The 5,692-nt window shown below is 67.3% G+C and carries 6 protein-coding genes; all 6 read left to right on the plus strand.

The features are described 5' to 3' along the window. The first annotated feature begins 266 nt into the window (after positions 1–266). The 6 genes from ACPEES_RS22670 (at position 267) to ACPEES_RS22695 (ending at position 5,623) form a co-directional block, all read left to right on the plus strand. On the plus strand, positions 267–1,271 hold the full coding sequence (locus ACPEES_RS22670; RefSeq protein WP_435106659.1) for an aldo/keto reductase: 1,005 nt from the start codon (positions 267–269) through the stop codon (positions 1,269–1,271). A 413-nt stretch (positions 1,272–1,684) separates the two neighbouring features. Beyond that, complete coding sequence (locus tag ACPEES_RS22675; RefSeq protein WP_435106661.1) at positions 1,685–2,881, plus strand: patatin-like phospholipase family protein; 1,197 nt, start codon at positions 1,685–1,687, stop codon at positions 2,879–2,881. A 211-nt stretch (positions 2,882–3,092) separates the two neighbouring features. Next, positions 3,093–4,358, plus strand: a complete 1,266-nt coding sequence (locus tag ACPEES_RS22680) for an FAD-dependent oxidoreductase (RefSeq protein ID WP_435106663.1) — start codon at positions 3,093–3,095, stop codon at positions 4,356–4,358. A gap of 51 nt (positions 4,359–4,409) precedes the next feature. Then, the gene (locus ACPEES_RS22685) at positions 4,410–4,655 is read left to right on the plus strand and encodes a hypothetical protein (protein WP_435106665.1); all 246 of its coding nucleotides are present in this window, start codon (positions 4,410–4,412) and stop codon (positions 4,653–4,655) included. Between the two features lie 284 nt (positions 4,656–4,939). After that, on the plus strand, positions 4,940–5,236 hold the full coding sequence (locus ACPEES_RS22690) for a chorismate mutase (protein WP_435106667.1): 297 nt from the start codon (positions 4,940–4,942) through the stop codon (positions 5,234–5,236). 24 nt (positions 5,237–5,260) lie between these two features. Continuing rightward, entirely contained in the window at positions 5,261–5,623 is a 363-nt protein-coding gene (locus ACPEES_RS22695) for a hypothetical protein (protein ID WP_435106669.1), read from the plus strand. Positions 5,624–5,692: the final 69 nt, after the last annotated feature.

Here is a 5,692-nt window from a genome sequence, read left to right on the forward strand (position 1 = left end):
ACGCCGGCGCGAACGCGTCTTGCCCCCGGGCCGCTGTGGTGCTCTGACGTATGACAATACTTCTGAGAAGATTAGTACACCAGAACGCAAACGGGAAAGCGCAGGATCAGGCAAAAATCCCGCAGCTTCCACCTGACGCGCCCCATGGCTCTGCGCCTAACCTTGGTACCGGTTTCCGGGCCGGCACGGCGATGAGCGTCGTTTCCCGCGGCCCGACTTCCCCCTGATTCCGACTTCACTTCCGCACGACAGGCAGGAGGCTATTCATGACTGCACGCTATACGCGCGAGCTCGGTCGCAGTGGTCTGACGGTGTCCTCGATCGGTCTGGGCTGTATGGGCATGTCCTTCGCTTACGGGTCCGCCGACGAGGAACGCAGTGTCTCGACCATTCACCGGGCGCTCGACCTCGGCGTCACGTTCCTGGACACGGCCGACATGTACGGGCCCGAGACCAACGAGCGGCTGGTGGGCTGCGCCATTCGTGACCGCCGTGACCAGGTTACCCTGGCCACCAAGTTCGGCATTGCCTACGAGTACGCTCTGGGCCGTGAGCCGGAGCGCATGGTCGACGGCCGGCCGGAATACGTCCACCAGGCCTGTGACGCCTCACTCCAGCGCCTGGGCGTGGACCACATCGACCTCTACTACCTGCACCGGGTCGACCCGCAGGTGCCCATCGAGGAGACCGTCGGTGCGATGGCGCAGCTCGTCGAGGCCGGCAAAGTCCGCCATATCGGGCTGTCCGAGGCCGCGCCGGCGACCATTCGCCGGGCCCATGCGGTCCATCCCCTGACCGCCGTCCAGACGGAGTATTCGCTGTGGACGCGTGGCCTGGAGCGCGACGTGCTGCCCACCCTGCGCGAGCTGGGTATCGGCCTGGTGCCCTACAGTCCGCTGGGCCGTGGCTTTCTCTCCGGCGCGATCACGACCCCCGAGGATCTGGACGAGGACGACTGGCGGCGGACCAATCCGCGTTTTCAGGGCGAGAACTTCCGCCAGAACCTGGCGCTGGTCAGGCGCGTCACGGCGGTCGCTGCGGAGCTCGGGGCGACACCCGCGCAAGTGGCGCTTGCCTGGGTGCTGGTGCAGGGCGGCGACATCGTGCCGATCCCGGGCACCACGCGGCCGCAGCGTGTCGAGGAGAACGCCGCGGCGATGGATCTGCATATGCCCGAGGAAGCGATGGATCGCCTCAACGAGGTTTTCCTGCCGGGCGCGGCGGCCGGCGAGCGCTATCCCGAGGCGACGATGGCGCTCGTGAACAATTGAGCGCACAGGCGCAGGCGGCCGCGGACGGGCTGTCTGCGCCGGTATCGCGGCACGTGAACGCTCGCCGTGTCACACACCCGTTTCGTACCTCGTCATAGGCGGTCACCCCCGCGCATGTTTTACGCCGCATCCCGACGGCGCCGCCGGTTCATGGCACCGGCGGGGCGCTGGCCGGACCGGCCCACGCCGGCCGACGATCGTCTCCTCCTGTCAGCGCCGCCGCCGGAGTGTCGCCGCAGGGCGTCGGCGCGCCCTCCGATCCGGTGGCCGGAAAGTGACGCTTGAGTCAGCGTGACGGGCGTGGATACTTGAAGAGTGGAATGCTTCGCACTGATCGGTCCTTCAACCCGTGATCGCGCCCGCCGCCCATGGCGGCGTCGCGCAGGCCACGGCTGCAGCGGAGCAGACAGCGGATGCGTGGAAGCAATATCGGGCTGGCGCTCCAGGGGGGCGGCTCCTACGCGGCCTTCACCAGCGGCGTGCTCAAGGCGCTGTTCGACGGCCGTCGCAATTTCCTCGACCCCGCACGCCTGCACTCCATCAGCGGCACGTCGGGCGGTGCGCTGAATGCCTTGTTGCTGGCTCTGTCCCTGCACGAGGGCCGGCGCAAGCCCACCGCCTATGTCGACCGTTTCTGGCGCCTCAATCGCATGGAGGCGCTGCTGAAGCAGCGTTATCAGGCCTTGCACATGGTTCCGGAGTCCGTCATCGCCGACCTGATCGGCATGAGCCGGAACCTGATGAGCACCCACCACCGCATGTCAGGATCCCTGGGGGCGGAAGCCTCGTTCAAGAGCCGCGCGATGGATATCGTCGACGACCTCGTCCACTTCGCCGCCCCTAATCTCACCGAGGACGTCGACGCGGCGCCGCTGCCGACCCGGCGCCCGTTCGTGACCGTGGCCGCCACCGAGGCCCGCACCGGTGTCGCCCATTTCTTCACCAGCAACGAGCGGATGATCCGCAAGTTCGAGGGCTTCGAGATCGCCGCCCACCGCCACGTGATACGGAGTCTGCGCCTGCGCAGCGTGTATGCGTCGATGGCGCACCCGATGCTCTTCGATCCCGTGCACATCGACGACGGCGTCTACTGGGATGGCTACTACACCAGCAATCCCCCGTTCGTGTTCCTGTTTCGCGAGGGCTGCGACGAGGTCGTGCTGGTGCGCCTGATCCAGCAGGTGCGCGACGAGCTAGGCGAGAGCGTCGCGGAGACCCGGGACCGCATCGAGGAGATCGTCCAGAACACCACCGTGAACATGGAGATCATGGCGTATCTGGCCATGCGCGAGCTTCTGCTGACCTCCGGCAATGGCGCCGAGGGTGTGGACCTGCGGCTCGGCCTGCAGCGCCTGCGCTCGGCGACGGTCTACCACGAGATACGCCTGCTCAAGCCGGGCAATATCGCCGACCAGGGCTATCCGCTGGCCCCGTTCGTGGCGAAGCTCATCGACCTGGGCCGGAAAGCGGTGACCGACGAGGCGGACGGTTTCATGGCCGCCTATGCGCGGGTGGCACCCGGCGAGCAGGTGATCAGCGAGATCGATTTCGACAATGCCACGGTGAGCTCCCGCGTGATCGACATCGATCACATGCTGTTCGACGCGTGAGCGGCCGTGGCAAGCACGGCGCGCCGAACCGCTCGGCTGCCCGGCTCAGGGCGCCGGGACCGGCTTGTCTCCGGTAAGGCCTCCGGAGGCTGGCGTTGCCGGCGGTGCAGGTGGTTGCCGGCCGCTGCGGCGGCCGTCAGGATAAGGTACCGCCGAGCCAGGGGTGGTCGGGGGCGGAAGAAACGCATCGATTCGGAAGCCAGGGAGGGGCGTGTTGCAGGTTGCTGTGGTCGGGGCGGGCGTTGCCGGGCTCGCGAGCGCGATCGCGCTGCGGCGTGCCGGGGCGTCGGTGACGGTTTTCGAGCGGCGCAGCGGCCCCGCCACCGGCGGTGCCGGTGTGCTGTTGCAGCCAAGTGGCCTGGTTGCATTGGCAGCCATCGGTGGCGCACTGGACCCGGAAAGTCCGGCCATTCGCCGGCTCGAGGGTCGGCGCCGGGATGGCAAGCGCGTTCTCGATCTGGACTATGGGCGCTATCCGGCGGGTAACGGCCGGGGTGTCGTGCGGGCGACCCTGGTGAACCGCCTGCTGGCACTCGCCGAGGCCGCCGGCGTGGCGTTCCGCTTCGCCAGTCCGGTGACGGCGATCACCGGCCATGCCGGTGGCGCCGCGCTTCGGGGTGTCGGCAAGGGCACTTGGGACCTGATCGTCGTGGCCGACGGCGCGCATTCCCCGCTCCGCGAGACCGTGGCGCCGGTCGACCGGACGCGCGCCTACGACTGGTCGGCGCTGTGGGCACTGGTGCCGCTTCCCGGCGACTGGCCGCGCGATGTGCTCCAGCAGCGCTATCATCGCGGTGACCGCATGGCCGGCATCCTGCCCGTGGCGCAGGGGCGGGGGAAGCCCGCCGTCGGCACGTTTTTCTGGAGCGTCCGGCATGATGCGGTGACAGCGTGGCGCCAGGCACCGCTTCAGGAATGGAAAGCGGCCGTGCTACGCCTGTGGCCGAGCCTGGCGCCAATTGTCGACGCGTTCCGCACGCATGACGATCTCCACGTCGCGACTTACCGGGACGCGCGCCCGAGTCGCTGGCACCGGGGCCGCGTCGTTCTTGTCGGTGACGCGGCACACGGTACGAGTCCCCAGCTCGGCAATGGCGTGACGCTTGCTCTGGGCGATGCCGTCGTTCTCGCGCGTGCGCTCGCCCGGGCGCCGGATATCCCCGCCGGCCTGAACGCTTATGAACGCGAACGCCGCACGGCGGTGCGCTTTACTAACCTTTGCGACAGTATTGCCAGATCTCAGCGCCACTGCGCGGTGTCTCGGCAAGGCGCGGGAGCGTCGGCGTGGCGAGGCTCACGTCAAGCGAGCGCAACGCCGCCGAGGCGCCGCGCAGTGGCGCCCCACGGGTGGCCGTGTGCGCCGCCGTGGACTGCGTTGCTCGTCGCTCATGTAGACCTGGCTACACCACGCTCCTCGCGCCTTGCCACAGCGGCGCACACGGCCACTGAGACCTGGCAATACTTTCGCAAAGGTTAGTACCAGTGGGCCAGCCGGTGGCTGACCCCGTTTTTCCAGTCCGACGGCAGGATGCTGCTCTGGCTACGCGACGCCACGATGGATTCCCTGTGCCGCGCGCCCGTTCTCGGAACCTACATGCATTCGACCCTGGTGGGCGATCGTAAAGGGTGGCTGTCGACGGGGTTGCTGAAGGATTTGGAATCGACCTCGCCCGGGGCGCTCGATCCGTCGCCTGAGGTCCCCGGGATCGACGCGCCGTTGACCGATACCATGGAACCAGCAGAGGAGGCCCGTAAGAGTGGCGATCAAATGTGAATCCATTGACGAGGTTCGCGCCAATATCGATCGAATCGATCGGCAGATCGTGGCGCTGCTAGTGTCCTGGAACACCAATTCGTTGTATTTCTGAACGCCCCAGTCTTGTCAGGGCTAGGCGCGGCGACGAGTCGTAGTGGCGCTACGGCGAGGAGGCGTAACACCGCCCTGACAAGACTGGGGCGCTCCCTTCGGGCGTGTCATGGCGCCGCTGTCGCGGTGTTGGCGTCACTCGACGTGGCGCTCACCACGCCTTCGCGCCGCCGCCTTGCGACAGCGGCGCCATGACACGCAGAAACGCAACGAATAGGTGTTCCAGGACACTAACCGAGCGCGGCGAGAACGTTGGCCAGGCGGCCGGATTCAAGCGAACCAGTGACGACGTACGGGCGCCGCAACGCGTCGAGCAGGTCATCGCGCGGGTGGTGGCGCTGGCGCGAGAGGCGGGTGCCGATCCGGTGGTCACCGAGCGCGTTTACCGGGCGATGATCGGTGCATTCATCGAGGCGGAGCTCAGCGAGCATGCCGCGCTGGGTGAGCAGGCCCAGGCGCCGTCGGGCGCGCCCGGGGCGGGGAAGTGATATGGACATCGCGTGGGGCAATGCATGAGCGAGGAGCAGGAGTACGCACCGCAGTACAGTACCCGTGAGCGCGTGGTACGCGTCATTGGCATGGTGATCGTTGCCGCGATCGTGGTGTTTCCGTCCGAATGGTGGTTCTTCCCGTGGTTGGAAAGGTTCTCGGCCACTTCGCCGTGTTACGAGATCCTCGGAGTGCGCGGGCACGTGGTTCTCATGTACGGAATATTCGTGGGTATGCCGTTGGGCATTGCACTGATCGCCGGGTCGTTCATCTTCCGTTATGCCTACCGCATTCTGCGCGACGGCCAGGTGCCGCCGATCGGCCAGAAAGTAATGGGCCGGACGCCGATCCGGCGGGGACGAAGCGCGCGGGTCCGAGCTTACTAATCTTCTCAGAAGTATTGTCATGCGTCAGCCGGTCTGTGCGCCGATGGGGCAAGGCGCGAGGCGCGCCGT

The organism is Arhodomonas sp. AD133 (genome assembly GCF_051195215.1).
Taxonomy (GTDB): domain Bacteria; phylum Pseudomonadota; class Gammaproteobacteria; order Nitrococcales; family Nitrococcaceae; genus Arhodomonas.